The 26,044-nt window shown below is 64.5% G+C and carries 21 protein-coding genes; 1 reads left to right on the forward strand and 20 read right to left on the reverse strand.

The window, feature by feature from the left end:
* Nucleotides 1-35: 35 nt before the first annotated feature.
* From HWE04_RS11675 to HWE04_RS11695, 4 genes are all read right to left on the reverse strand, one after another.
* Nucleotides 36-794 carry an SGNH/GDSL hydrolase family protein gene (locus HWE04_RS11675; RefSeq protein WP_241812507.1) on the reverse strand — a complete coding sequence of 253 codons (759 nt, stop codon included), beginning with the start codon at nucleotides 792-794 and terminating at the stop codon, nucleotides 36-38.
* A gap of 12 nt (nucleotides 795-806) precedes the next feature.
* On the reverse strand, nucleotides 807-1,607 hold the full coding sequence (locus HWE04_RS11680; protein WP_077235801.1) for a DUF2272 domain-containing protein: 801 nt from the start codon (nucleotides 1,605-1,607) through the stop codon (nucleotides 807-809).
* A gap of 166 nt (nucleotides 1,608-1,773) precedes the next feature.
* Complete coding sequence (gene secA, locus HWE04_RS11690; RefSeq protein WP_006713173.1) at nucleotides 1,774-4,527, reverse strand: preprotein translocase subunit SecA; 2,754 nt, start codon at nucleotides 4,525-4,527, stop codon at nucleotides 1,774-1,776.
* Nucleotides 4,528-4,771: 244 nt separating this feature from the next.
* The gene (locus tag HWE04_RS11695) at nucleotides 4,772-5,749 is read right to left on the reverse strand and encodes a M23 family metallopeptidase (protein WP_006713171.1); all 978 of its coding nucleotides are present in this window, start codon (nucleotides 5,747-5,749) and stop codon (nucleotides 4,772-4,774) included.
* A gap of 53 nt (nucleotides 5,750-5,802) precedes the next feature.
* Here HWE04_RS11695 and HWE04_RS11700 point away from each other — a divergent pair, with 53 nt between their 5' ends.
* On the forward strand, nucleotides 5,803-6,357 hold the full coding sequence (locus HWE04_RS11700; RefSeq protein ID WP_241812508.1) for a DciA family protein: 555 nt from the start codon (nucleotides 5,803-5,805) through the stop codon (nucleotides 6,355-6,357).
* Nucleotides 6,358-6,488: 131 nt separating this feature from the next.
* On the opposite strand, the gene lpxC is transcribed toward HWE04_RS11700, so the two are convergent.
* The 16 genes from lpxC to rsmH form a co-directional block, all read right to left on the reverse strand.
* Nucleotides 6,489-7,424, reverse strand: a complete 936-nt coding sequence (gene lpxC / locus HWE04_RS11705; RefSeq protein WP_006713168.1) for a UDP-3-O-acyl-N-acetylglucosamine deacetylase — start codon at nucleotides 7,422-7,424, stop codon at nucleotides 6,489-6,491.
* A gap of 179 nt (nucleotides 7,425-7,603) precedes the next feature.
* Complete coding sequence (locus tag HWE04_RS11710) at nucleotides 7,604-8,110, reverse strand: peroxiredoxin (RefSeq protein ID WP_006713165.1); 507 nt, start codon at nucleotides 8,108-8,110, stop codon at nucleotides 7,604-7,606.
* Nucleotides 8,111-8,292: 182 nt separating this feature from the next.
* Nucleotides 8,293-9,480: a cell division protein FtsZ gene (ftsZ, locus tag HWE04_RS11715; protein ID WP_006713164.1), complete on the reverse strand. Its 1,188-nt coding sequence runs from the start codon at nucleotides 9,478-9,480 to the stop codon at nucleotides 8,293-8,295.
* A 353-nt stretch (nucleotides 9,481-9,833) separates the two neighbouring features.
* Nucleotides 9,834-11,066, reverse strand: coding sequence for a cell division protein FtsA (gene ftsA, locus HWE04_RS11720; RefSeq protein ID WP_008334543.1), 1,233 nt, complete (start codon nucleotides 11,064-11,066; stop codon nucleotides 9,834-9,836).
* 10 nt (nucleotides 11,067-11,076) lie between these two features.
* Nucleotides 11,077-11,847, reverse strand: a complete 771-nt coding sequence (locus HWE04_RS11725; RefSeq protein ID WP_006713162.1) for a cell division protein FtsQ/DivIB — start codon at nucleotides 11,845-11,847, stop codon at nucleotides 11,077-11,079.
* A gap of 30 nt (nucleotides 11,848-11,877) precedes the next feature.
* Complete coding sequence (locus HWE04_RS11730; protein ID WP_234295268.1) at nucleotides 11,878-12,882, reverse strand: D-alanine--D-alanine ligase; 1,005 nt, start codon at nucleotides 12,880-12,882, stop codon at nucleotides 11,878-11,880.
* Nucleotides 12,879-14,306, reverse strand: coding sequence for a UDP-N-acetylmuramate--L-alanine ligase (gene murC, locus HWE04_RS11735; protein WP_241812509.1), 1,428 nt, complete (start codon nucleotides 14,304-14,306; stop codon nucleotides 12,879-12,881). Before murC ends, HWE04_RS11730 begins: the two co-directional genes overlap by 4 nt.
* Nucleotides 14,303-15,385 (reverse strand): undecaprenyldiphospho-muramoylpentapeptide beta-N-acetylglucosaminyltransferase, encoded by a 1,083-nt coding sequence (murG, locus tag HWE04_RS11740; protein WP_241812510.1) that lies wholly within the window; start codon nucleotides 15,383-15,385, stop codon nucleotides 14,303-14,305. The genes murC and murG overlap by 4 nt, the downstream gene beginning before the upstream one ends.
* Nucleotides 15,382-16,647: a putative lipid II flippase FtsW gene (gene ftsW / locus HWE04_RS11745; RefSeq protein WP_006713154.1), complete on the reverse strand. Its 1,266-nt coding sequence runs from the start codon at nucleotides 16,645-16,647 to the stop codon at nucleotides 15,382-15,384. Before ftsW ends, murG begins: the two co-directional genes overlap by 4 nt.
* Nucleotides 16,644-18,785 (reverse strand): UDP-N-acetylmuramoyl-L-alanine--D-glutamate ligase, encoded by a 2,142-nt coding sequence (gene murD, locus HWE04_RS11750; protein ID WP_241812511.1) that lies wholly within the window; start codon nucleotides 18,783-18,785, stop codon nucleotides 16,644-16,646. Before murD ends, ftsW begins: the two co-directional genes overlap by 4 nt.
* Nucleotides 18,786-18,892: 107 nt before the next feature.
* The gene (gene mraY / locus HWE04_RS11755) at nucleotides 18,893-20,062 is read right to left on the reverse strand and encodes a phospho-N-acetylmuramoyl-pentapeptide-transferase (protein ID WP_006465517.1); all 1,170 of its coding nucleotides are present in this window, start codon (nucleotides 20,060-20,062) and stop codon (nucleotides 18,893-18,895) included.
* A gap of 1 nt (nucleotide 20,063) precedes the next feature.
* Complete coding sequence (locus tag HWE04_RS11760; protein WP_241812512.1) at nucleotides 20,064-21,506, reverse strand: UDP-N-acetylmuramoyl-tripeptide--D-alanyl-D-alanine ligase; 1,443 nt, start codon at nucleotides 21,504-21,506, stop codon at nucleotides 20,064-20,066.
* Nucleotides 21,503-23,029, reverse strand: a complete 1,527-nt coding sequence (locus HWE04_RS11765; protein ID WP_241812513.1) for a UDP-N-acetylmuramoyl-L-alanyl-D-glutamate--2,6-diaminopimelate ligase — start codon at nucleotides 23,027-23,029, stop codon at nucleotides 21,503-21,505. The genes HWE04_RS11760 and HWE04_RS11765 overlap by 4 nt, the downstream gene beginning before the upstream one ends.
* Nucleotides 23,029-24,807 (reverse strand): peptidoglycan D,D-transpeptidase FtsI family protein, encoded by a 1,779-nt coding sequence (locus tag HWE04_RS11770; protein ID WP_006465514.1) that lies wholly within the window; start codon nucleotides 24,805-24,807, stop codon nucleotides 23,029-23,031. Before HWE04_RS11770 ends, HWE04_RS11765 begins: the two co-directional genes overlap by 1 nt.
* Nucleotides 24,804-25,076, reverse strand: coding sequence for a cell division protein FtsL (gene ftsL / locus HWE04_RS11775; protein ID WP_077235811.1), 273 nt, complete (start codon nucleotides 25,074-25,076; stop codon nucleotides 24,804-24,806). Before ftsL ends, HWE04_RS11770 begins: the two co-directional genes overlap by 4 nt.
* Nucleotides 25,073-26,044: a 16S rRNA (cytosine(1402)-N(4))-methyltransferase RsmH gene (rsmH, locus tag HWE04_RS11780; RefSeq protein ID WP_006465512.1), complete on the reverse strand. Its 972-nt coding sequence runs from the start codon at nucleotides 26,042-26,044 to the stop codon at nucleotides 25,073-25,075. Before rsmH ends, ftsL begins: the two co-directional genes overlap by 4 nt.

The raw sequence follows: 26,044 nt of genomic DNA on the forward strand, positions 1-26,044 counted from the left end.
GGCGAGCTTTCAGCGTAAAAATCGGAACGCGTATTTTAAACACTTTCCGTCACCGGCTGATGACGCAGGAAGCCGGTTTCGACGATCTCGGCGCACATCACTGCCCATTGGGCATACTGGCCGGGGCCGGGGTGGAAGCGGTCCAGCGCCATGTCATGCGGCAACGCCCATTGCAGCGAGCAGTAGCGCAACGCCGGGTCGCGCCCTATCCAGGCGCGCAATGCGCCATCCAGCTTGCGGGCGCAGCACCCCAGATACCAGCGCAGCGGCTGCGGCGCCAACGGCAGCAGATGCATGGGGGGCAAGCCGGAAAAGACGATGTGTTCCACACCGGCCTGCGCCATCAGGCGCTCGCTCAGCCGGCGCAAGTTGGCGACATAACGGCGGGCCGACGTCTGCGAGGTCACGTCGTTGACGCCCAGCGCTACCACCAGCACGGTGGCCGGGCCGATCTCGTGACGCGTCAGCAGGTCCAGGGCTTCCAGCGAATTGACGCCGCTCTGCGCCACCAGTTGCCAGGCCACCGGCCGGCCGCTGCGGGTGGCGAGCTGGCGCGCCAGCGGCTGGGCCAGCGCCTGCTCCTGATGTTCCACACCGACACCGGCGGCCGAGGAATCTCCGACCACCAGCACCCGCAGCGGCGCGGTGGCAGCGCTGGCGCTGACATAGCTGGCCGGTATCTCCACGCCGCTGCGCGGGCCGCTGGCCTCGGGCAGGCGCAATGCGGTCTTGCGCAGGCGCCTGCCCTGCAGCAACAGCAGCGGTCCGAGCAGGATCTTGGACAGGATCAACATGCGATCTGCCGATCAGGGCAGCAGGTTCTTGACCACCACCAGCCAGGGTCGCTGCGCGATCGGCTGCGCCCGGCCCTGGTCATCGACCGGAATCAGCGATTCAGACACCGAGTTGAAGACATTGCCGCCGATCACCCCGGCCCAGCCATCCTCGGCATGGACCTCCACCACCATGTCGCAATGCCCTGCCAGGCCGGGGCGTATCTCGTCGATGGAGGTCGCATTGTTGTTGCCGCGTGGAGCGCAGATCAGGTCACCGGGCGTGAGCGGCTCACTCTCGGGCGGGCGCAGTACGAATTGCGGCGAGGGACGCGACTGGCGGTCCTTGAGGAAGCTCAGGTAGTTGAAATGGGTTTCACTGGGCGCGAAGTCCTGTGGCGCCACATTGCTGCTGACCATCAGCCAGGAAATGAAGGCCGCCGACCAGGCCTGCTGGCAGTCGGCACCGGTCAGGTTCTTGCCGACCGCATGCCAGTATTCGGCCACGCGCTGCACCGCCTCGCCTTCATCTTCCAGCAATCCCAGGCGCGGAGCGCTGAAGGGATCGTGGCGCATGTCGATCTGCTGGTTGCCGAAGAAATCCCACTCGGCCCTGGCCGCCGCCACCAGCGCCGCGCGGGTGGGCGCAGCAGTGCTGATGGCCACCGCTGGCACGCCGGTGTTGGTGATGGGGATGGCCGGCGTGACCGGGGCATAGCCGGCGTTGTCGCTATCGCGCCATTGCGGCAGCGGCGACGAGGCGCAGCCGGCCAGCAGCAGGGCTGCAGCCAGCGCGCCGCAAAGGGCGGGACGGAAAGACGTGGCGGATATCATCTTCTTGTTCTCCTGGAGGGCGGACAATCTGGCGGGGCCTGGCGGCCGGTGCGCTCATCATAAGGCCTGAAGCACAGCAGCGCGTAGCGACAGCCACCAGCAAAAAGGCCGTTCACCCGGGCGGGGGAACGGCCTTCTCTTCGACAGCGGGCGGACGATCAGGTGATCAGGCCAGCTTGCCGTGGCATTGCTTGTACTTCTTGCCGCTGCCGCATGGGCAGGGGTCGTTGCGACCGACCTTGGGGTACTCTGAACCATCGTCGCTGTCGGCCAGGGCCGTCGGCGCCAGCAGTTCCTCGGGCGCGGCTTCCGGATTGAAGTCGGCGTGCTGGTAGTTGACGTTGATGGGCGAGCCACCGGACATGCTTTCCTCGGCCGCTTCGATTTCCTCGCGGCTCTGGATGCGGACCGTCATGACCACCTTGATCACTTCGTTCTTGATCAGGTCCAGCATCTGGGCGAACAGTTCGAAGGCTTCGCGCTTGTATTCCTGCTTGGGGTTCTTCTGCGCATAACCACGCAGGTGGATACCCTGGCGCAGGTGATCCAGCGCCGCCAGGTGTTCGCGCCAGTGGTTGTCGATGCTCTGCAGCATGACGCTGCGCTCGAAACCGGCGAAGGCCTCCACGCCGACCACGGCGACCTTGGCGTCGTAGGCGTCCTTGGCAGCGGTCAGCAGGCGCTCCAGCAGGTCTTCGTCGGACAGATCCGGCTCGGCTGCCAGCATCGCTTCCAGCGAAACGTCGAGCTGCCATTCGCCGGTCAGCGCAGCTTGCAGGCCGGGGATGTCCCACTGCTCTTCCATCGACTCGGCCGGCACGTACTGGCGGAACAGGTCGGTGAAGACGCCATCGCGCAGGGAGGCGATCATCTCGGCCATTTCCACCGATTCCAGCAGCTCGTTACGCTGCTGGTAGATCACCTTGCGCTGGTCGTTGGCGACGTCGTCGTATTCCAGCAGTTGCTTGCGGATGTCGAAGTTGCGGGCTTCCACCTTGCGCTGGGCCGATTCGATGGAGCGGCTGACGATGCCGGCCTCGATCGGTTCGCCTTCGGGCATCTTCAGGCGGTCCATGATGGCGCGCACGCGGTCGCCGGCGAAGATGCGCAGCAGCGCATCGTCCAGCGACAGGTAGAAGCGCGAGGAACCGGGGTCGCCCTGGCGGCCGGAACGGCCACGCAACTGGTTGTCCACGCGACGCGATTCGTGACGTTCGGTACCGATGATGTGCAGGCCGCCGGCATTGACCACGTGGTCGTGCAGGGACTGCCATTCATCGCGCAGCTGCTGCGACCTGGCGGCCTTGTCGGCGTCCGACAGGGACTCGTCGGCCTCGATCAGCTGGATCTGCTTGCCCATGTTGCCACCCAGCACGATGTCGGTACCGCGACCGGCCATGTTGGTGGCGATGGTGATCATCTTGGGACGGCCGGCCTGGGCGACGATCTCGGCTTCGCGAGCGTGCTGCTTGGCGTTCAGGACGTTGTGCGGCAGCTTGGCCTTGGTCAGGATGCCCGACAGCAGTTCCGAGTTCTCGATCGAGGTGGTGCCCACCAGCACGGGCTGGCCGCGCTCGTAGCAGTCCTGGATGTCCTTGACCATCGCCATGTACTTCTCTTGCGCGGTCTTGTAGACCTGATCCTGGCGGTCCTTGCGGGCATTGGGACGGTTGGGCGGGATCACGACGGTTTCCAGGTGATAGATTTCCTGGAATTCGTAGGCTTCGGTATCGGCCGTGCCGGTCATGCCGGAGAGCTTGCCGTACATGCGGAAGTAGTTCTGGAAGGTGATCGAGGCCAGGGTCTGGTTCTCGTTCTGGATCTTCACGCCTTCCTTGGCTTCCACCGCCTGGTGCAGGCCGTCGGACCAGCGGCGGCCGGTCATGAGACGACCGGTGAATTCGTCCACGATCACCACTTCGCCGTTCTGCACCACATAGTGCTGGTCGCGGTGGTACAGGGTGTGGGCGCGCAGGGCGGCGTACAGGTGGTGGATCAGGGTGATGTTGGCGGCGTCGTAGAGCGAGGCGCCTTCAGCCAGCAAGCCCATCTGGGTGAGGATTTCCTCGGCCTTGTCGTGACCGGCTTCGGTCAGCAGCACCTGGTGGCTCTTCTCATCCTTGGTGTAGTCACCCGGGACTTCGATCTTGCCCTTGCCGTCGGGGGTTTCCTCGCCGATCTGCAGCGTCAGCAGCGGCGGCACGGCGTTCATCTTGTGGTACAGCTCGGTGTGGTTCTCGGCTTGGCCGGAGATGATCAGCGGGGTACGCGCTTCGTCGATCAGGATCGAGTCCACTTCGTCGACGATGGCGAAGTTCAGGGCGCGCTGCACGCGGTCGTCGGCATCGAAGACCATGTTGTCGCGCAGGTAGTCGAAGCCGAATTCGTTGTTGGTACCGTAGGTGATGTCGGCGGCATAGGCCTCCTGCTTGACGTCGTGTTCCATCTGCGACAGGTTCACGCCGGTGGTCAGGCCCAGCCAGCTGTACAGGCGACCCATGTCCTCGGCATCGCGCTGGGCCAGGTAGTCGTTGACGGTCACCACGTGCACGCCCTTGCCGGCCAGGGCATTGAGGTAGGCCGGCAGGGTCGCCATCAGGGTCTTGCCTTCGCCGGTACGCATTTCGGCGATCTTGCCGAAGTGCAGGGCCATGCCACCGATCAGCTGGACATCGAAGTGGCGCATCTTGAGCACGCGACGGCTGGCTTCGCGGCAGACCGCAAAGGCTTCCGGCAGGATCGCGTCGAGCGCTTCGCCGCCGGCGATACGTTGCTTGAATTCGGGCGTCTTGGCTTGCAGTTCAGCATCGGTCAGCTTCTCGACCGAGGGCTCCAGCGCGTTAATCTGGCGGACGATTTTTTGATATTGTTTGAGCAGACGCTGGTTACGGCTGCCGAAAATCTTGGTCAGGAATGACATGCTTGGATTCTATAAAAGCGCCGATGAATGATCCGGCAGATAGACGTTTGGCACCCGGCCGTGGGGTTCCGGCCGACAACGCCCGAAAATAAACCATGGATTTTAGCACGCAGGCCCGCGCCAATGGCTTTACGGCCCGGCCCGGGGCGGTAAAGCCTTAGATCGGGCAGGTTTGCAAGGTTTCAAGGTGGAAGGGGCGCGTGAAGAAATATTCATGCCGGCGCGCCCGGCCGGGGGCCAGGGCTCAGCGACCGGCCACGAACACCGGCATCTGCTTGGGCTGGTTGCCACCATTGGCGCCCAGCGCCAGGAACTTGCGCGGGTCCTGGGCGATACCGCGGATGCGCACCTCGAAATGCAGGTGGGCGCCAGTGGAACGGCCGGTGGAGCCAACATCGGCCACATGCTGGCCGCGCTTGACGATGTCGCCCACCTTCACATAAAGGCGCGAGGCGTGGGCGTAACGGGTGATGATGTTGTTGCCGTGGTCGATTTCCAGCATGTTGCCAAACTGGTAATGATATTCCGAGGCAATCACCACGCCGGCCGCCGCAGCGACGATGCGCGTACCGACCGCAGCGGGGAAGTCCAGGCCTTCATGGAAGGCGTTGTGGCCGGTGAAAGGATCCAGGCGCCAGCCGAAGCTGGACGAATTGTAGGCGACGTTGACCGGCTGGTTGGTCGGCAACAGGCGCGACTTGATCTTGTCACCCATCAGGGTGGATTCAACGGCGTTGAGGTAATCGGTGCGATGCCCGGCATCCACGGCCAGGTTGTCCAGCATGCGGCGCAACTCGTCCAGGCCGACATCGCGGCCCGGACCGGCCAGGCTGGAGACTTCGGCGCCGCCGCGACCGGGCGACTCCTTGAAGTTGAATTCCTCGGGACGGATGCCGGCCAGGCCCTGCACCCGCTCGCCCAGCGCATCCAGGCGCATCATCTGGGCCTGCATCTCGCCGACCTTGACGGCCATCATGGCCAGGTTTTCCTTGAGGAATTTTTCGTTGCGGCCGTCCTCTTCCTGGCTCATCGATACCGCCAGCTTGTGCAGCAGCGGGGAGGCATCGGGGTCTCCGGCCTGGCGCAGCAGGAAGTAGGTGATCAGTGTCGAGGAGCCGGCGATCAGGCCGACCAGCAGGAACATCAGGATGAACAGGTGCTTGCTGCCCAGCGTGACGGAACGGGCTTTGGTGAAACGGGGGTGCAGCAGGATAATTTGCATCTTTGCTCCTTGGTCTCCGGCCGGTCAGACACCGGATGTGATAAGGTTTAAAGATGAAGTACCCATCTACGTTCACCCCTTATCGGCCTGCCCCCACGAGCGCCCAACGCATGGCGAAGAGCACGAAGGGAGCCGCGGATTTCTTGCGGTCGAATTCGACGATGGCGGCGCTCTTGCCCGCCCTGGCTCGCATGGGCACGCTGCAGCAGTCGGTCGCCGCGTCGTTGCCGGCGATGTTTGCCGCGTGTCAGATCTTGCAGTTCGAAGCTGGCGTGCTGGTCATGAGCGCGCCCAATGCAGCGCTGGCGGCCCGGTTGAAGCAGCAAACCCCGAGGCTGCAGGACCGCCTGCTGAAGGACGGATGGCAGGTTAATTCAATCCGAATCAAAGTGCAAGTTGGCAAAACTGCCCCTCCACCTCCGCCCAAACGGGTGCTGGAGCTGACCGAGGGCGCCCTCTCCTCCTTCGCCGAGCTCAGCAGTACGCTGGCCAGCGACCCGCGCAGTCAGGGTCTGAAGGATGCGATCGATGCCATGATACGGCGTCGCGACGGTCGCAGATCGACCAAGCAGGCAGGGGAATCGTCGCCATTTCCCGAGGGAAGCTAGACCCGCCCGCCCCTGTCCTGATAAAAGATTTACAAGATTTTTTACCGGCCCACTCTGCAGCGAAAAAAAAGAAACGCCCCGGTCCAGGCCGGGGCGTCTGCATTCATGGCTGCTGCTGGGCGGTTAAGCGATCAGTTCAGCGCCCACTCCTGCTTGGCCTGCATGACGTAGGTCTGCGGCGCCTGTTCCAGCTTGTCGAAGCTGACGATTTCATAGGCATCGGGTTGCGACAGCAGTTCGCGCAGCAACAGGTTGTTGAGCCCGTGGCCGGACTTGTGGGCGTCGTAGCTGGCCAGCAAGGGATGGCCGATGATGTAGAGGTCGCCGATGGCGTCCAGGATCTTGTGGCGCACGAACTCGTTGTCGTAGCGCAGGCCGTCGGCGTTGAGGATGCGGTACTCGTCCATGACGATGGCGTTCTCGAAGGAGCCGCCCCGCGCCAGGCCCATGCCGCGCAGGGTTTCGACGTCCTGCATGAAGCCGAAGGTGCGCGCGCGGGCGATTTCCTTGACGTAGGAGTCGATGCCGAAATCAACTTCGGCGACCTGGCCGGTGCCATCCACGGCGGGGTGGTTGAATTCGATGAAGAACTTCAGGCGGAAACCGTCATAGGGTTCCAGACGTGCCCATTTTTCCTTGTCACCGCTGCCTTCGCGCACTTCCACCGGCTTCTTGACGCGGATGAATTTCTTGGCCGCATTCTGTTCCTGCAGGCCGGCCTGCTGCAGCAGGAAGACGAAGGACGAGGCCGAGCCATCCATGATGGGGATTTCTTCGGCGGTCAGATCGATATACAGGTTGTCGATGCCCAGGCCGGCGCAGGCCGACAGCAGGTGTTCGACGGTGGAAACCTTGGCGCCATCCTTGGTCAGGGTCGAGGCCATGCGGGTATCGCCCACGCCAGTGGCCATCATCGGCAGCTCGACCACCGGGTCCAGATCGACGCGACGGAAGATGATGCCGGTATCGGGCGCGGCCGGGCGCAGGGTCAGCTCGACCTTGGTGCCGGAGTGCAGACCGACGCCCGTGGTCTTGACCAGATTCTTGATTGTGCGCTGTTTCAACATCCGGCCATTATAGCCAAGATGCCCTCCCCCCGCCCCGCCACGGCGCGGCTTTGTTGCAAATCGTTCCCATCTGCAAAGACCCGCCAGTGTGGTCTCGCAACGACTTCTTGCAGGACTTGCCATTTCCACAAAGCAAAACGGCATGCCGCAGCATGCCGTTGCAGGATTCCCGGGGGAAATCAGCCCAGTTGGCCCAGCAGGGTCTCGGCGTTGGACACCTCGAACTTGCCCGGTGCTTCCAGGTTCAGCTGCTTGACCACGCCATCTTCCAGCAGCATCGAATAGCGCTGCGAACGCACGCCCATGTTGCGTTCGGTCAGGTCGAACTCCATGCCCAGTGCCTTGGTGAAGGTAGCGCTGCCGTCGCCGAACATGCGCACGATGCCGGTGGCCTTCTGGTCGCGGCCCCAGGCGCCCATGACGAAGGCGTCGTTGACCGAAAGGCACCAGATCTCGTCCACACCCTTGGCCTTGAACTGATCCGCCAGGGCGATGTAGCCCGGCACGTGCTTGGCCGAACAGGTCGGGGTGAAGGCGCCGGGCAGGGCGAACAAGGCAATCTTCTTGCCCTTGACCAGGTCGGACACCTTGAAGGCGTTGGGGCCCAGGCTGCAGCCTTCGGTCTCGGTCTCGATGAATTCGGTCAGGGTGCCTTCGGGCAGGCGGTCGCCGATCTTGATGGTCATGGTGTTTCCTCGTCTGGTTGTATAAGTGATCTAGGTGATGAATCTGGCCCGATTGATCGATCGGACAGATGAGTTGCCCGCGGGCGACGCACGAAAAAACGCCGCGCACCAGGCGCGGCGTTAGTATGCCTCGGAACCGGCCGGCCTGCTTCGACTGCGCAGGTCAGCGGCGAACACCCGACTCAGTCCGCCTGCTTGCGCAGGAAGGCCGGGATGTCGTAGGTTTCCATGCCGTTCTTTTCCAGCGCGCGCACGGTGTCGGAAGCCGACTCGCGACGCCACACGGCCGGAGCCTTCAGGCCACCGAAGGCAGCAGCCGGTTGCGCTGCGCCTTGCGGCATGACGCCACCGACGGCCATCATCGGTTCGTTGTGGGTACCGGTACGCATGACCGGGGTCTGCACCAGTTGCACGGCCTTGCGGGCACGGCCCAGGCCGGTGGCCACCACGGTGACGCGGATCTCGTCGCCCATGCTGTCGTCGTAGGCGATGCCCTGGGCGATGGAAGCGTCAGGGGCAGCGAAGGCACGCACGGTCGCCATCACTTCCTTGATTTCCTTACCCTTCAGGCCACGGCTGGCGGTCACGTTGACCAGCACGCCGCGGGCGCCCGACAGGTCGATGCCATCCAGCAGCGGCGAGGCCACGGCCTGCTCGGCGGCCACGCGGGCGCGGTCCACGCCGGCAGCGGTGGCGGTACCCATCATGGCCTTGCCCTGCTCGCCCATGATGGTCTTGACGTCGTTGAAGTCGACGTTGATGTGACCCGGGACATTGATGATCTCGGCGATACCGGCCACGGCGTTGTTGAGCACGTCGTCAGCATGGGACAGCCATTCGATCATGCTGTCGTCTTCGTAGATCTCTTCCAGCTTTTCATTGAGGATGATGATCAGCGAATCGACGTGCTGGGTCAGCTCTTCCAGACCGGCGTCGGCGATGTCCATGCACTTCTGGCCTTCGTAGGAGAACGGCTTGGAGACCACTGCCACGGTCAGCGCGCCCAGCGACTTGGCCACCTGCGCCACCACCGGTGCGGCACCCGTGCCGGTGCCGCCACCCATGCCGGCGGCGATGAAGACCATGTGCGCGCCGCGCAGGGAATCTTCGATGCGGGCACGGGTTTCCTCGGCCAGACGGCGACCGACGTCAGGCTGCATGCCGGCGCCCAGACCGGTATCACCGATCTGGATGACGTTATGCGCCTTGGATTGCTTGAGCGCCTGGGCATCCGTGTTGGCGGCGATGAACTCGACGCCAGAGACACCCTTGTTAATCATGTGCTGCACGGCATTGCCGCCAGCACCGCCAACGCCAACGACCTTGATGATCGTCCCCAGCGTCGCATTGTCGACCATATCGATTTCCATGATGACTCCTTTAAATATATGTGTCCTGCAGCTGGCAGTTGATAGGCATCACGCGGTGTGACGACTAGCAACTGATCACTGCTGTCTATATGTTCAATTCCCTGTTGTTGCTGCTGTAACTTTTGAAACCAATACTGCCGATGCCACGAATGCCACGAATGCTACGAATGCCACGAATGAATGTTGCGAGTCATGCCTGCTACCGCTATCCCAACAAAACCGTCCTGCCCATCTGCTGGCGTACCGTCCATGTCGACTGCCTGAACCCTACAGCCGTTACGCCAGCGCCCACCAATGTTTTTACATCCTGATGCATTCCACAGCCCGCCAATGTTGCTTGCGGGACGCGGTCCTCAGAAGTTGCCGAGGAACCATTCCTTCATGCGCTGCCAGACCGCCTTCACCGAGCCTTCCTGGCGGGTCACGATGTAGCCGCGCAGGTATTGCTTCTTGGCTTCCTGCAGCAGGCCCAGCACGGTCGAGTAGCGCGGGCTGCGCACCACGTCGGCCAGCTGGCCGCTGTATTCGGGCGTTCCCAGGCGGGCCGGCTTCAAGAAGATGTCTTCGGCCAGTTCGGTCATGCCCGGCATCATCGCCGAGCCACCGGTAAGGACGATGCCGGAGGACAGCACCTCTTCGTAACCCGATTCGCGCACCACCTGGTGCACCAGCGCGAACAGCTCTTCCACACGCGGCTCGATGACCGCCGCCAGCGCCTGACGCGACAGCGTGCGCGGATTGCGGTCGCCCAGGCCCGGCACTTCCAGGGTCTCGGTCGGATCCGCCAGGATCTGCTTGGCCACGCCATAACGCAGCTTGATCTCTTCGGCCTCCAGCGTCGGCGTGCGCAGGGCCATGGCGATGTCGTTGGTGATCTGGTCGCCGGCAATCGGAATCACCGCGGTGTGCCGGATCGCGCCTTCGGTGAACACCGCCACGTCGGTGGTGCCGCCGCCGATATCGACCAGCACCACACCCAGCTCGCGCTCGTCGGTGGTCAGCACCGAATCGGCCGAGGCCATCGGTTGCAGGATCAGGTCCGATACTTCCAGGCCGCAGCGGCGCACGCACTTGACGATGTTCTGGACGGCCGAGACGGCGCCGGTGACGATGTGAACCTTCACTTCCAGGCGGATGCCGCTCATGCCGATGGGCTCGCGCACATCTTCCTGGTTGTCGACGATGAATTCCTGCGGCACCGTGTGCAGCAATTGCTGGTCGGTCGGGATGTTGACCGCCTTGGCAGTCTCGATCACGCGGGAGACGTCGGCCGCCGTGACTTCCTTGTCCTTAATGGCCACCATACCGCTGGAGTTGAAGCTGCGGATGTGGCTGCCGGCAATGCCGGTATAGACATTGCGGATCTTGCAGTCGGCCATCAGCTCGGCCTCTTCCAGGGCGCGCTGGATGGATTCGACGGTGGCTTCGATATTGACCACCACCCCCTTCTTGAGCCCCTTGGATTCGGACTGGCCCAGCCCGATCACTTCGTGGCGGCCGTCGGGCAGCACCTCGGCCACCACCGCCACCACTTTCGAGGTGCCGATGTCCAGGCCGACGATCAGATTTTTTGCGTCTTTTGTCATAGCGTTCCGCTTATTTCTTTTTCCCGTTCATTGCCGCCAGCACCATGCCATCCGCCTTCAACGCCATCCCGTTGGGATAGCGCAAGTCGACACTTTCTATCTTGCCCTGCAATCTTTCCAGCAGTTGCGGATACACCGCCACCAGCCTTGCCACACGTTCCTTCAGGACCGCATCGCCCTGATCACGCCCCAGTTCGACCGTCATGCCGTTGTCCAGGCGCACCGTCCAGGCATAGCGATTGGACAGCACCAGCGACTCCGGCTCCAGCTTGATCGGTGCGAACCACTGGCGGAACAGCGCCAGCCGCGCCACTACCTGCTGCTCGCTGCCGGGCGGGCCATCGAATTCCAGCAGGTCACCGTCGTCCTCGGCCTCGGCCAGGTTGGCGGTAAACACATCGCCCTTCTGCGACAACAACTTGCCATCTTCACCCCAGGTGCCCAGGGCCTTGTGTTCCTCGATCTTCACCACCAGCCGGTCCGGCCATTCGCGCCGCACCATGGCCTTGCGCACCCAGGGCACGGCCTCGAAGGCCGCCCGCACCGCCGTCAGATCGGCGGTGAAGAAATTGCCATGGATGCGCGGCACCGCCGTCGCCCGCACCGTCAACGCATTGACCTTTTCCAGCGGCAACTCGCCGGCGGACTCGATACGTATCGTGTGCAGCGTGAACATCGGCCGCTGCGCCACCCACCACAAACCGGATGCCACCAGGGCCAGCAGCACCAGCGCAATGAGCGCACTGCTGATGGCGTTGAGCATCTTGACGTCCTGCCACATCGACGCGCGCGCTCCCTTAGACCCGAACCATCACGACTGGCCCGCCTGCGGCGTCCAGTCCTTGGAAGGCGTCATGTCCAGCGCCGCCATCTGCAGGATTTCGCAACACAGGTCCTCATAGCTCATGCCCACCGCCTTGGCCGCCATCGGCACCAGCGAATGACCGGTCATGCCGGGCGAGGTGTTGATTTCCAGCAGATAGGGTTCGGCCTTGCCATCGGTCTCGCGCAACATGAAATCGACCCGGCTCCAGCCACGGCAACCCAGCGCATTGAAAGCCTGTACCGCCAGATCACGCAGATGGCGCGTCAGTTCCTCGTCAAGCGGGGCCGGACACAAATATTTCGTGTCATCGGTGAAATACTTGTTCTGGTAATCATAGTTACCCTCCGGCGCACGGATCTCGATGACCGGCAAGGCACGCGCCTCACGGCCCGTTCCCAGCACCGGCACGGTCAACTCGCGGCCGCGAATGAATTCTTCGGCCAGCACCACGCTGTCATAGCGGGCGCACAGGTCGAAGCCTTCCTGCATGTCCGAATAGCCGTTGACCTTGGCGATGCCGATGGTCGAGCCTTCGTGCGGGGCCTTGAGCATCAGCGGCAGGCCCAGTTCGTCCGGTACCAGGCGCAGCTGCTCGCGGCTGGTGGCCTTGGCGTCCAGCGTCAGGAAGCGCGGCGTGGGCAGGCCGTGCGAGAGCCAGATGCGCTTGGTCATGACCTTGTCCATGGCGATGCTCGAAGCCATCACACCGGGGCCGGTATAGGGCAGGCCCATCTGTTCCAGCGCACCCTGCAGGGTGCCGTCTTCGCCATAGCGGCCATGCAGGGCGATGAAGACGCGATCGAACTTCTCGGCCTGCAGTTCGCCCAGCGAGCGCACGGCGGGGTCGAAGGGATGCGCATCCACGCCCTTGCTGCGCAAGGCTTGCAGCACGCCATTGCCCGACATCATCGACACTTCGCGTTCGGCCGAACGGCCGCCGAAGAGCACGCCGACGCGGCCGAAGGCCTTGATCTGGTCCTGGCTGATCATGCGGCCCCCTGTTCGTTCTTGCCGCCGGCCTGTGCCACCAGGCGCGCCGGTACGGCGGAAATCGATCCCGCACCCATGGTCATGACCACATCGCCATCGCGCACCACGTTGCGGATGGTCTCGGGCATGTCGCCGATGTCATCGACGAATACCGGCTCCACCTTGCCGGCAGCACGCAGGGCGTGCGCCAGCGAGCGGCCGTCGGCGGCCACGATGGGCGATTCACCGGCCGCATAGACCTCACCCAGCACCAGCACGTCCGGCGAAGACAGCACCTTGACGAAGTCCTCGAAAAGATCGCGGGTGCGGGTATAGCGGTGCGGCTGGAAGGCCAGCACCAGGCGGCGGCCCGGATAGGCGCCACGGGCGGCGGCGATGGTGGCGGCGGTTTCGACCGGGTGGTGACCGTAGTCGTCCACCAGGGTGAAGTGCCCGGCCGGCTTGCCCTGGGCATCGGTGATCGGCACTTCGCCGTAGCGGGTGAAGCGGCGACCGACGCCATTGAATTCGGTCAGCGCCTTCTGGGTGGCGGCGTCATCCACGTCCAGCTCGCGGGCAATGGCGATGGCGGCGCAGGCGTTCTGCACGTTGTGCATGCCGGGCTGGTTCAGGCTCACCTGCATGGGTACATAGCCGTACTGGATCACGGTGAATTCCATCTTGCCGTCCACCGCCTTGGCGTCGATGGCACGCACGTCGGCGTCTTCATGGAAGCCGTAGGTGAGGATGGGCTTGGAGACCATCGGCATGATCTCGCGCACGTGCGGATCATCCAGGCACAGCACGGCCACGCCGTAGAACGGCAGGCGCTGGGTGAACTCGACGAAGGCCTGCTTCAGACGCGCGAAGTCATGGTTGTAGGTCTCCATGTGATCAGCGTCGATGTTGGTGATCACCTCGATGACCGGCATCAGGTTCAGGAACGAGGCATCGGACTCGTCGGCCTCGGCCACGATGAATTCTCCGGTACCCAGCTTGGCATTGGCGCCGGCGCTGGTGAGACGGCCACCGATGACGAAGGTGGGGTCCAGCCCGCCCTGCGCCAGCACGCTGGCCACCAGGCTGGTGGTGGTGGTCTTGCCGTGGGTGCCGGCGATGGCAATGCCCTTCTTCAGGCGCATCAGCTCGCCCAGCATCACCGCACGCGGCACGATGGGGATGTGCTTCTTGCGCGCTGCCAGCACTTCCGGATTGTCGCCCTTGACGGCGGTGGAGGTGACGATGGCGTCGGCGCCTTCGATGTTCTCGGCCGCGTGGCCATAGCGGATGCAGGCACCCAGTTGCGCCAGGCGCTGGGTGGCGGCGTTGCTGCCCAGATCGGAGCCAGAGACGCCATAGCCCAGGTTCAGCAGAACCTCGGCGATGCCGCTCATCCCCGAGCCGCCGATACCGACGAAGTGGATGTTCTTGACGCGATGCTTCATGGTGTTACCAGTCCTTCCAGCACGCGCGCGATTGCCTCGTTGGCATCGCGCCGGCCTTGTTCGTATGCCGCCTGCGCCATTTCATGGCATGCAGCGCGGTCCAGTTTCTGCAGCAAACCGGCCAGATGTTCCGGCGTCAGTTCGCGTTGTGGCAGGTGGATCGCCGCCTTGTTGGCAGCCATCCACCTGGCGTTGTCGATCTGGTGCGAGGTCGTCGAGACCGCCAGCGGTACCAGCACGCTGGCCACGCCAGCGGCGGTCAGCTCGGAGACCGTGATCGCGCCGGCGCGGCAGATCACCAGATCGGCCTCGGCGTAGCGACGCGGCATGTCGTCGATGAAATCGAGCACCTCGGCCTGTACGCCGGCAGCGTCATAGGCCGCGCGCAGCGCGACGATATGCTGCTTGCCTGACTGATGCGTGACTTGCGGGCGCAACTCGGCAGGCAGCCGGGCCAGTGCGGCAGGCACGTTGTCGTTCAGTACCTTGGCACCCAGGCTGCCGCCCACCACCAGGATCTTCAGCGGGCCGGTGCGCGCGGCATAACGCTCGCCCGGTTGCGGCAGGGCGATGATTTCCTTGCGCACCGGATTGCCGGTGACCTCCGCCTTGCCGGCCGCCCGGCCGAAATCGGCGGGGAAACCGAACAGCACCTTGTCGGCCAGCGGCGTCAGGGTCTTGTTGGACAGCAGCAGCGCCGCGTCGGCATTGACCAGCACCAGCGGCTTGCCGCGCAGGCGTGCCATCGCACCACCCGGCACGGTGACGTAGCCCCCCATGCCGAGCACCACGTCCGGGCGACGCTGACCGAGGATGCTGAAGCAATGGAAGAAGCTGGCCGCCAGGCGCCACACGCCCTTGACCGTATGCATCAGGCCCTTGCCGCGCAGACCGGCGAAGACGATGCTGTCCATCTCCACGCCGTGGCGCGGCACCAGATCGCGCTCCATGCCGTGGGTGGTACCCAGCCAGGATACCTGCCAGCCACGCGCGCGCATGGTCTCGGCAATGGCCAGGCCGGGGAAGATATGACCACCGGTCCCGGCCGCCATGATCAGCAACGTGCGCGGCGCGCTCATAGGCGACCTCCGCGCATCAGAACCCGGTTTTCGTAATCGATGCGCAACAGGATGGCCAGGCCGACGCAGTTCAACAGCACGCCCGATCCCCCGTAGCTCATCAGCGGCAAGGTCAGGCCCTTGGTGGGCAAGAGACCCAGGTTCACACCCATGTTGATGAAAGCCTGCACACCCAGCCAGATGCCGATGCCCTTGGCCACCAGGCCGGCAAAGGTCAGGTCCAGCGCGATGGCCTGGCGGCCGATCTCGAAGGCGTGCTTGACCAGCCAGTAGAACAGCAGCACCACCACCAGCACGCCGACGAAACCGAGTTCCTCGCCGATCACCGCCAGCAGGAAGTCGGTGTGCGCCTCCGGCAGGTAATGCAATTTTTCCACGCTGCTGCCCAGGCCCACGCCGAACAGCTCGCCCCGCCCGAAGGCGATCAGCGAGTGCGACAACTGGTAGGCCTTGCCCAGCGCATTTTCTTCTTCCCAGGGATTGAGGTAGGCGAAGATGCGCTCGCGCCGCCAGGGCGAGGTCACGATGACCAGCGAGAACACGCCCACCAGCGTGGCGCCGATGCCGCCGAACCAGACACCATTGATACCGCCCAGGAACAGGATGCCCATGGCGATGCAGACGATCACGCCGAATGCACCCAGGTCGGGTTCCAGCAGCAGCAACAGACCCACCAGGCCGACCGCTGCGGCCATCGGGAAGAAACCCTTGACCAGCTTGTGCATCACCGCCTGCTTGCGCACCGTGTAGTCGGCCGCATAGAGGACGATGAACAGCTTCATCAGTTCGGAAGGCTGCAGGTTGATGATCTTCAGCGAGAGCCAGCGCTTGGCGCCGTTGACGCCCTTGCCCACGCCCGGCACCAGCACCATCAGCAGCAGGATCAGGGTGATGCCGAACAGGTAGGGTGCCCACTTCTGCCAGGTCTCGATACGCACGCGGAAGGCCAGCGCGCCAGCGATGATGGAGACCACGATGAAGATCGCCTGGCGGATCAGGAAATGGTAATTCGAATAGGACGCGTACTTGGGCGAATCCGGCAAGGCCACCGAGGCCGAATACACCATCACCATGCCGAACAGCATCAGTAGCAGGACCACCCAGATCAGCGGCTGGTCGTATTCCATCATGCGCGAACGCTGCTCCAGACCGATGCTGCCCGATGCGCTGCCACGACCGGCACGGACCCGGCCGGCGGCCACCGGCGCAGCCTCCTTGAGGCCACCCAGCAAGCTGCGCATCGAGGACAGGTTCAGTTTCATGCCAGTACCTCGCCACGCGAGAGCGCCAGCTCACGCACCGCGTCCACGAAGACCTCGGCACGATGGGCGTAGTTGCGGAACATGTCCAGGCTGGCGCAGGCCGGGGACAGCAGCACGATGTCGCCGGCGCGCGCGATCTCGCCAGCTTTTTCGACTGCGGCTTCCAGGCTGGCGCAATCGATCAGCTCGACACCGCTGTCGGCCAGCGCTGCCCGGATGGCGGGGGCGTCACGGCCGATCAGCAGTACGGCGCGTGCATATTTCTGCACCGGCAGGTCCAGCGGCGAAAAGTCCTGGCCCTTGCCGTCGCCACCGGCGATCAGCACGATGCGGTTCGGACGACCACCCAGGCCCAGTCCGTTCAGGGCCGCCACGGTGGCGCCGACATTGGTGCCCTTGCTGTCGTCGTAGTAATCCACTTCCTGGATCACGCCGACCAGTTCCACCCGGTGCGGCTCGCCGGTGTAGTCGCGCAGGCCATGCAGCAGCGGCGCCATCGGCAGGTCGATGGCGCGGCACAGGGCCAGCGCGGCCAGTGCATTCATGGCGTTGTGGGCGCCGCGGATCTTGAGGGCATCAGCCGGCATCAGGCGCTTCAGGGTGACCGGCGGCGGCAGCATGTCCTTTTGCTTGCGGCGCCGCTTGCCTTCCGGCACCTCGTCGTCTTCATGCACGAAGGCATTGGCCAGCCACTGCATGCCGTTGTCGTTGACCAGGCCGAAGCTGTTGGGCGCGGTCGGTTCGTCCAGGCCGAAGGTCGACAGCGGCGCGGCGCCGGAGGCCATCTCCATCACCAGCGCATCGTCACGATTGAGTACGCGCACGGTGCCCTGGCCGAAGATACGGGCCTTGTCGGCGGCATAGTTTTCCATGCTGCCGTGCCAGTCAAGATGGTCCTGGGTCAGGTTCAGCACGGTGGCCGCATGCGGCTGCAGGCTGTGCGTGGTGTGCAACTGGAAGCTGGACAGCTCCAGCACCCAGGCCTGCGGCATGCTGCCACGGTAGGTCGGCTCGGGCGGCGGCGGTGGCGGGACTTCCACCAGCGCGTCTTCTTCAGCCTTTCGCGAGACTTCCATGAAGTCGCCCAGGTTCATGGCTTCGCCAGTCGTGGCGGGCATATCGGGTTCGGCCTGCGGCACGACGTCGGAAGCCACTTCCAGGGTGGCGGCGACGGCGGGATCGACTGTTTCTGCAGCGACTGGCGCTTCGGCCAGCTCAGCGTTTTCAGGGGCTTCTGTCGCCCCGGTGGTCTCAGTGGCCTCGGTAATCTCAGCGGCAGGCAGGTCTGTTTCGACAGACTCGTGCGGCTGTTGCACCGGCCCGGTCGCTTCGCCGTCGTCAGCCGTTGCCAGCAGATCCAGCTGCGGGGCAGCGGGTGCATCAGTCGACAGATCAGCAGACGAATCTGCGGACGAATCAGCCGGCAGATCGGCCTGCAGCACCGGCACGGCAATCGCTGCCGCTTCTTCGATACGGGCGGCGGCGCGACGATGCTTTTCGGCCTCGGCCGCCTGCTGGGCATCCAGCACGGCTTGCTGGGCGGCTTGCGCCTCGGCTTCGGCCTGCGCCTGGGCTGCGGCGATCGCATCCTGCTCGGCCAGTTCGGCCAGGAAGACCTTGTCCCGGATCACCGCTTCGCGCAGCACATCCAGCGCGGCCGGGCTGATATTGCCGGCCACTTGCACCGACAGGCCTGCACGCTGGCACAGCAGGCCGGTCAGGCGCGTCACCGTGGTCTTGCCGTTGGTGCCGGTGATGGCCAGGACCTTGGGCTGGTACAGCGTTTCTTCGCGCAAGGCGGCCAGCGCCTGGGCGAACAGTTCGATCTCACCCCACAGCGGCAGGCCACGCTCGGCGATGGCCGGCATCAAGGGGGCCAGTTCGCCATCGGGCGCCAGGCCCGGGCTGACGGCGACGAAGTCCACGCCCTCCAGCAGGGAGGGCGACAAGGCCTGGCCCAACACGGCCTGGGCCTCGGGTGCGTCACCGCGCAGGGCGGCCAGGCGCTCGGCCAGGGCCGCTTCGCCACGGGTATCGGCCACGCGCACGCTGGCGCCGCAGTAGACCAGCCACCGCGCCATTGCCAGGCCGGACTCACCGAGTCCGAGCACCAGAACGTGTTTGCCCGAGTAATTCATCGTTGTTTCCAAACTCACTTCTCTAGAACCTGCTTGCTACAAAGGCAGCCCTGACATGGTCGGCAAGGGCGCCGTGATTTCTTTCCTGCTACGGGGTGAAGCAGACTTCAGCGCAGCTTCAGCGTCGACAAGCCCACCAGCACCAACATCATGGTGATGATCCAGAAACGGACCACCACCTGGGTTTCCTTCCAGCCCTTCTGCTCGTAGTGATGGTGCAGCGGCGCCATCAGCAGCACGCGGCGGCCGGTGCCGAAACGCTTCTTCGTATATTTGAAATAGGCCACCTGGATCATCACCGAGAGGGTCTCCACCACGAAGATGCCACCCATGATGAAGAGCACGATTTCCTGGCGCACGATCACGGCGATGGTGCCCAGGGCGCCGCCCAGCGCCAGCGCACCGACGTCACCCATGAACACCTGCGCCGGGTAGGCGTTGTACCAGAGGAAGGCCAGGCCCGCGCCGCCCATGGCGCCGCAGAAGATCAGCAGTTCGCCCGCTCCCGGGATGTGCGGGATGAACAGGTATTTGGCGTAGCTGGCATTGCCGGTCAGGTAGGCAAACAGGCCCAGCGCGGCGCCCACCAGCACGGTGGGCATGATGGCCAGGCCATCCAGGCCGTCGGTCAGGTTGACGGCATTGCTGGTGCCGACGATGACGAAATAGGTCAGCGCGATGAAACCCCACACACCCAGCGGATAGGTGACCGTCTTGAAGAACGGCACGATCAGGTCGGCCTTGGGCGGCAGGTCCAGGCTGAAGCCGGAACGTACCCACGCCACGAACAGGTCGAAGACCTTCATGTTGCTCACTTCCGAGACCGAGAAGGCCAGGTAGAACGCTGCCACCAGGCCGATCAGCGACTGCCAGAAATACTTTTCGCGCGAGCGCATGCCCTGCGGGTCGCGATAGACCACCTTGCGATAGTCATCGACCCAGCCGACGGCGCCGAAACCGAGCGTGACGATCAGCACGATCCAGACGAAACGGTTGGACAGGTCGGCCCACAGCAACGTGGAAATGCCAATGCCGATCAGGATCAGCACGCCGCCCATGGTGGGGGTGCCGGACTTGATCAGGTGGGTCTGGGGACCATCGGTGCGCACCGCCTGGCCGACCTTCATGCGGGTCAGCATGCGGATCACGGCCGGGCCTGCAATCATGCCGATCAACAACGCCGTCAGCGTGGCGAACACCGCGCGGAAGGTGATGAAGTTGAACAGGCGCAGAAAGCCGAAATCCTGTTGAAAATTCTGTGCGAGCCAGACCAGCATGCTAATGGGTCTCCTGTTGATGTTGCGTGTTGGATTCAACGTTGACCAGATGCTGTACAACTCGCTCCATCTTCATGAAGCGTGAACCTTTTACCAAAACGGTCGCACCTTGCGGTGCGGCCTGCTCCACCGCTGCATTGAGGGCAGCGATATCGTCGAAATGCCGAGCCTGTGCGCCGAAGGCCGCGACGGCGTGCCTGCTCAGCTCGCCCAACGCGAAGAACAGCGGGATGCCGCGGCTGTGCGCATAGGCGCCGATCTCGGCGTGGAATTGCGGCCCCTGGTCGCCGACCTCGCCCATGTCGCCCAGCACCAGCACGCGTGGACCGCTGATGGCGGCCAGCACGTCGATGGCGGCGCGCACCGAATCGGGGTTGGCGTTGTAGGTGTCGTCGATCACCAGGGCGCCGCTGACGGCCTGCTTGCGTTGCAGGCGGCCATTGACCGGGGCAAAGCTTTCCAGGCCGCGCACCACGGCCTCGACCGCGATGCCGGCACCCAGTGCGCAGGCAACTGCCGCCAGCGCATTGCGAACATTGTGTTCACCCACGGCGGCCAGCTCGAGCTTGAACTGTGCCGAGGGAACGGCCAGCCCCTTGACGGTGACCTGCAGGCTGCTGCCGAACGTGCCGGCCTGATAGGTAGCGCTGACATCGGCTTGCGGCGTGAGGCCGAAGCTCAGTACGCGCCGCGCGCCGGCCTCTTCGCGCCAGAGGGCGGTGAAGTCGTCGTCGGCCGGGAATACGGCCACGCCATCGGCCGGCAAGTGGCGGATCACGGCGCCGTTTTCACGCGCTACTGCTTCCACGCTGGCCATGAATTCCTGGTGCTCGCGCTGGGCGTTGTTGACCAGGCCCAGCGTCGGCGCGGCGATGCGCGAGAGAACCGCGATCTCGCCCGGATGGTTCATGCCCATCTCTATGACGGCAGCCTGATGCTGGTCGAGCAGGCGGAACAGGGTCAGCGGCACGCCGATCTCGTTATTGAAGTTGCCACGCGTGCCCAGGTAGCCGTCTTCACCGAAGGCGGCTGCCAGGATCGCGGCAATCATTTCCTTGACCGTGGTCTTGCCGTTGCTGCCGGTCACGCCGATGACCGGGATCGCGCGGCGGTGACGCCAGCCATGGGCGATCTGGCCCAGCGCGGCGCGGCTGTCCGGCACCACGATGGCCGGCAATGCCAGACCCGGTGGTACGCGTTCGACCACCACGGCGGAGGCGCCCTGGGCGGCCACGGCATCGAGGAATTCATGCGCATCGAAACGCTCGCCACGCAGCGCCACGAACACATTGCCGGGCTTGACCGCCCGGCTGTCGGTGACGACGTCGTTGAGGATCAGCTCACCGGCCGGCGCATTGATGACGCCAGGCACCGTATGGGCCGAGGCCGCCGCCTCGGCGGTGCGGATCCATTCCAGCATCTGGCTGAAGTCGAACCGCATCATGCGCCCCCCATCATGGTCGAGCGCGCAGCCAGCGCCAGGGCGACATGGTCGGCGTCGAGGAAGGGCAACTTCTTGCCGGCGATTTCCTGGTAGGCCTCATGGCCCTTGCCGGCCAGCAGCACCACATCCGCCTTGGTGGCGTGGCGGATGGCCCACAGGATGGCGCCGGCGCGGTCGGCCAGCAGCACCGGTTCCACGCGGCTCATGCCGGCACGGATCTGTTCGATGATGGCTTGCGGGTCTTCGCTGCGCGGATTGTCGCTGGTCAGCACCACATGGTCGGCCTGCTCGGCGATCTGGCCCATCTGCGGGCGCTTGCCCGGATCACGATCGCCCCCGCAGCCGAACACGCACCACAGCTGGCCGCCGCGCTGGGTAGCGACCTGACGCAGCGCGGACAGGGTCTTGTCCAGCGCATCGGGGGTATGCGCGTAATCGATCACGATCAGTGGCACGTCCGGCCCGCCGAACTGTTGCATGCGGCCGGGCGCGGGCGTCAGGGCGGCAGCGGCCGCCACGACGGCGTCCCAGGCCAGTCCTTGCGTCAGCAGCACGCCCATGATGCCCAGCACATTGCTGACATTGAAGCGGCCCACCAACTGGGTCTTGACCTGGCCGCTGCCGAAGGGCGAATCGACATGGAACACGGTACCGGCATGGCTGCTGCGCAACTGGCTGGCGCGCAGCGTGGGGATGCCGGCCGCCTGGGCGTCAGCCTCTTCGGCCAGCGCGTAGCCGATCACCGGCACCTGGCGACCCGCCAGCAAGGGCAGCAGGCGCAGGCCCATGGGATCGTCCAGATTGAGCACGGCGTGCTTCAGGCCGGGCCACTGGAACAACTTGCGCTTGGCGTCTTCATAGGTCTGCATGTCACCGTGGAAATCCAGGTGATCACGCGTGAAATTGGTGAACAGGGCGACATCCACATGCATGCCGTTCATGCGCCCTTGTGCCAGCCCGATCGAGGAAGCCTCGATGGCCAGCGCCGTGACGCGCCCCTGGGCCAGCCGGGACAGGCTGCGCTGCAGCAGCACGGCGTCCGGGGTGGTGTAGCCGGTCACATCAAAGCCCTGCTGCTTGCCACCGACGAAGCTGCCCACGCCCAGGGTGCCGATCACGCCGGCATTGCTGATGGCCGGCAGGCGCGACAGGGCGCTACCCAGCCACCAGGCGCAGGAGGTCTTGCCGTTGGTGCCGGTGACGGCCACGGTCAGCATGCCCTGGTCGGGCTGCCCATACCAGGCGGCGGCGATCTCGCCGGCCTGCGCCTTGAGATCGGGCACAGCCAGGTGCGGTTCGTCGATCTCTTGTGGCCAGGTGTAGCCCTCGGCTTCATAGACGACCGCAGCCGCACCGCGCTCGACGGCATCGGCGATATAGGAGCGTCCATCGGCATCGCCCACGTAGGCGAAGAAGACGTCGCCCGGCGCCACGCGGCGCGAATCGGACGTCAGTTGCGCAGACGGCGCCGCCTGGCGCAGCCAGGCGAGTATCTCTTGCAGGCTCAGAACGCGCTTGGACATTACATGCTCTCCTCAAGCGGTTCTTTGGGAATGATGATGTTGGTCACGCTGGAGTCCGGCGGCACGTTCAATGCACGCAGGGCATTGGCGGCCACGTTGGCGAACACCGGGCCGGCCACCGGGCCGCCATAGTGCTGCCCTTGCGGCTCGTCGATCATGACCGAGATGATCAGGCGCGGGTCCGACATGGGGGCGATGCCCGAGAAGGACGCCACATACTTGCGCACATACTTGCCGCCCTCGATCTTGTAGGCGGTACCGGTCTTGCCACCCACGCGATAACCCGGCACCTGGGCCTGGGGCGCGGTACCACCGGGGGCAACCACGGTTTCCAGCATGCGGCGCATCTGCAGGGCGGTATCGGCCGAGATCACGCGCTGGCCGATGGGCGAGTCGGTGACCTTGGTGAAGGACAGCGGAATGATGTCGCCATTGCGGGCGAAGATCAGGTAGGCATGCGCCAGCTGGATCAGCGATACCGAGATACCGTGACCATAGCTCATGGTGGCCTGTTCGATCGGACGCCAGGACTTGTACGGACGCACGCGGCCGGCCACGGCACCCGGGAAGCCGAACTTGGGCTGCTGGCCGAACCCGACCGTGGTGAACATTTCCCACATCTCTTCGGGCGGCATGCCCAGGGCGATCTTGGCGGTACCGATGTTGGACGATTTCTCGATGATCTGGGCCACCGTCAGCGGGCCATGGGCATGCGAGTCGCCGATGGTGGCGGTGCCGATGGTCATCTTGCCGGGCGCGGTCTGGAACACGGTGGAGGGTGTGACGCGATGGGTGTCCAGCGCCAGCGCCACCGTGAACGGCTTGAGCGTCGAGCCCGGTTCGAAGGTATCGGTCACGACCCGGTTGCGCAGCTGCGCGCCGGTCAGCACCGAGCGGTCGTTGGGGTTGTAGGTGGGCAGGTTGGCCAGTGCCAGCACTTCGCCGGTCTTGGCGTCGACCACGATGATGCCGCCGGCCTTGGCCTTGAACTTCTCCACCGCTTCCTTCAGTTGGGTGAAGGCGATGTACTGGATCTTGCTGTCGATGGACAGGGTCAGGTCGCGGCCGTCATGCGGTTCGCGGATGGATTCGATGTCTTCCACCACACGGCCCAGGCGGTCCTTGATGACGCGCCGGCTGCCGGTCATGCCGGCCAGTGTCTTCTGGGCGGCCAGCTCCATGCCGTCCTGCCCGGCATCTTCGATGTTGGTGAAGCCGACCACGTGCGCCATCACCTCGCCCTCGGGGTAGAAGCGCTTGTATTCCTTGCGGGTTTCCACGCCGGGGATACCCAGCTTGACGATCTTGTCGGCGGTATCCTGCTCGACCTGGCGCTTCAGGTAGACGAAGCTGCGATCCGAATCCAGCTTCTTGCGCAGCTCGGCATCGCTCATTTCCAGCAGCTTGGCCAGTTGCACCAGCTTGTCCTTGGGCGCGGCCTGGACGTCGTCGGGAATGGCCCAGATCGCCTTGACCGGCACCGACGAGGCCAGCACCTGACCATTGCGGTCGGTGATCTTGCCGCGCGTGGCGGGCAATTCCAGGGTGCGGGCGTAGCGCGAGGCGCCCTGCTTCTGCAGGAAGTCGGTGGACACGCCCTGCAGCCACAAGGCCCGTACGATCAGGGCGACAAAGGCCACGAACAGCACGAACAGCACGAAGCGCGAGCGCCATGCCGGCAACTTGACCTGCAGGATGGGATTGGAGGAGAAGGCCACGCCCTTGGAAGCCGCCACGCGGCTGCCTGCCAGGTTGGGACGCGGAGGCATCTTGGTCATTGCGCCCCCACGGTGAGGTATTGGGTGCGGGCGGCGGTGACCGGCATCATGTTCAGGTCACGCCGGGCCAGTTCCTCGATGCGGGCGTTCTTGCCCAGGGTGGACTGGTCCAGTTGCAATTGCGCCCAGTCGACATCAAGCTGGCGAGCCGCGCTCTGGGCGCGCTCAAGCTCGATGAACAGGCTGCGTGCCTTGTACTGGGCGCTCACCACCGATAGCGCGCACGCCACCAGCAGGGCCGTCAGCAGCAGGCACAGGCGGCCGGTCACGCAGCCACTCCAGCGGCAGGTGCCACGATCAGCTCCAGGCCGCGCATCACCGCCGAGCGCGCACGCGGGTTGGACTCGACTTCAGCCGCGCTGGGCATGACCCGCGGCAGCAGGCGCGCAGGGGCCTGCGGCAGGTCGATCGCACGAATCGGCAGGCGGCGGTCGGGCTGCGGTGCATGGGCCTTGGATGCCATGAACTGCTTGACGATGCGATCTTCCAGCGAGTGAAAGCTGATCACAACCAATCTCCCGTGCTGCGCCATCTGACGGAACGCTTTTTCCAGTCCTACCTCGAGTTCTTCAAGCTCTTGATTGACGAAAATCCGTACAGCCTGAAATGTGCGAGTGGCCGGATCTTTGCCTTTCTCGCGGGTTTTGACGGCCTGTGCCACGAGCGCGGCAAGCTGTCGTGTGCTTGAAATTGGCTGGATTGCCCGGCCAGCAACAATCTTCTTTGCAATCTGAAGAGCAAACCGTTCTTCCCCATAATCACGTATCACCTTTGCAATCTGCTGTTCGTCTGCCGTTGCCAGCCAATCCGCTGCCGACATACCACGCGTGGTATCCATGCGCATGTCCAGCGGGCCATCCAAGCGAAAACTGAAGCCGCGCGCGGCGTCATCCACCTGCGGCGACGAAATACCCAAATCCATCAACACCCCGTCGACCTGCGCGATGCCGCGTTCGGCAAGCGCCTGGTCCATGGTCGCGAAGCTGTCGTGCACGATCTCGAAGCGTGCATCGTCGATCTTCTGCGCCGTGGCAATGGCCAACGGGTCCTTATCAAATGCGATCAGACGGCCCTGCGGGCCCAACCTGGAGAGGATGGCGCGGCTATGACCGCCGCGACCGAAGGTACCGTCCAGATAAACGCCATTGGCGCGCTCGCCCTCGATGGCCAGCGCGTCCACGGCTTCTTCCAACAGCACGGTGCGGTGCTGCAGCTCGGGCACCGGTTGCAGATTCAT

Origin of the sequence: Herbaspirillum sp. C7C2 (assembly GCF_022627865.1) — a bacterium.
Lineage (GTDB): Bacteria > Pseudomonadota > Gammaproteobacteria > Burkholderiales > Burkholderiaceae_D > Herbaspirillum > Herbaspirillum frisingense.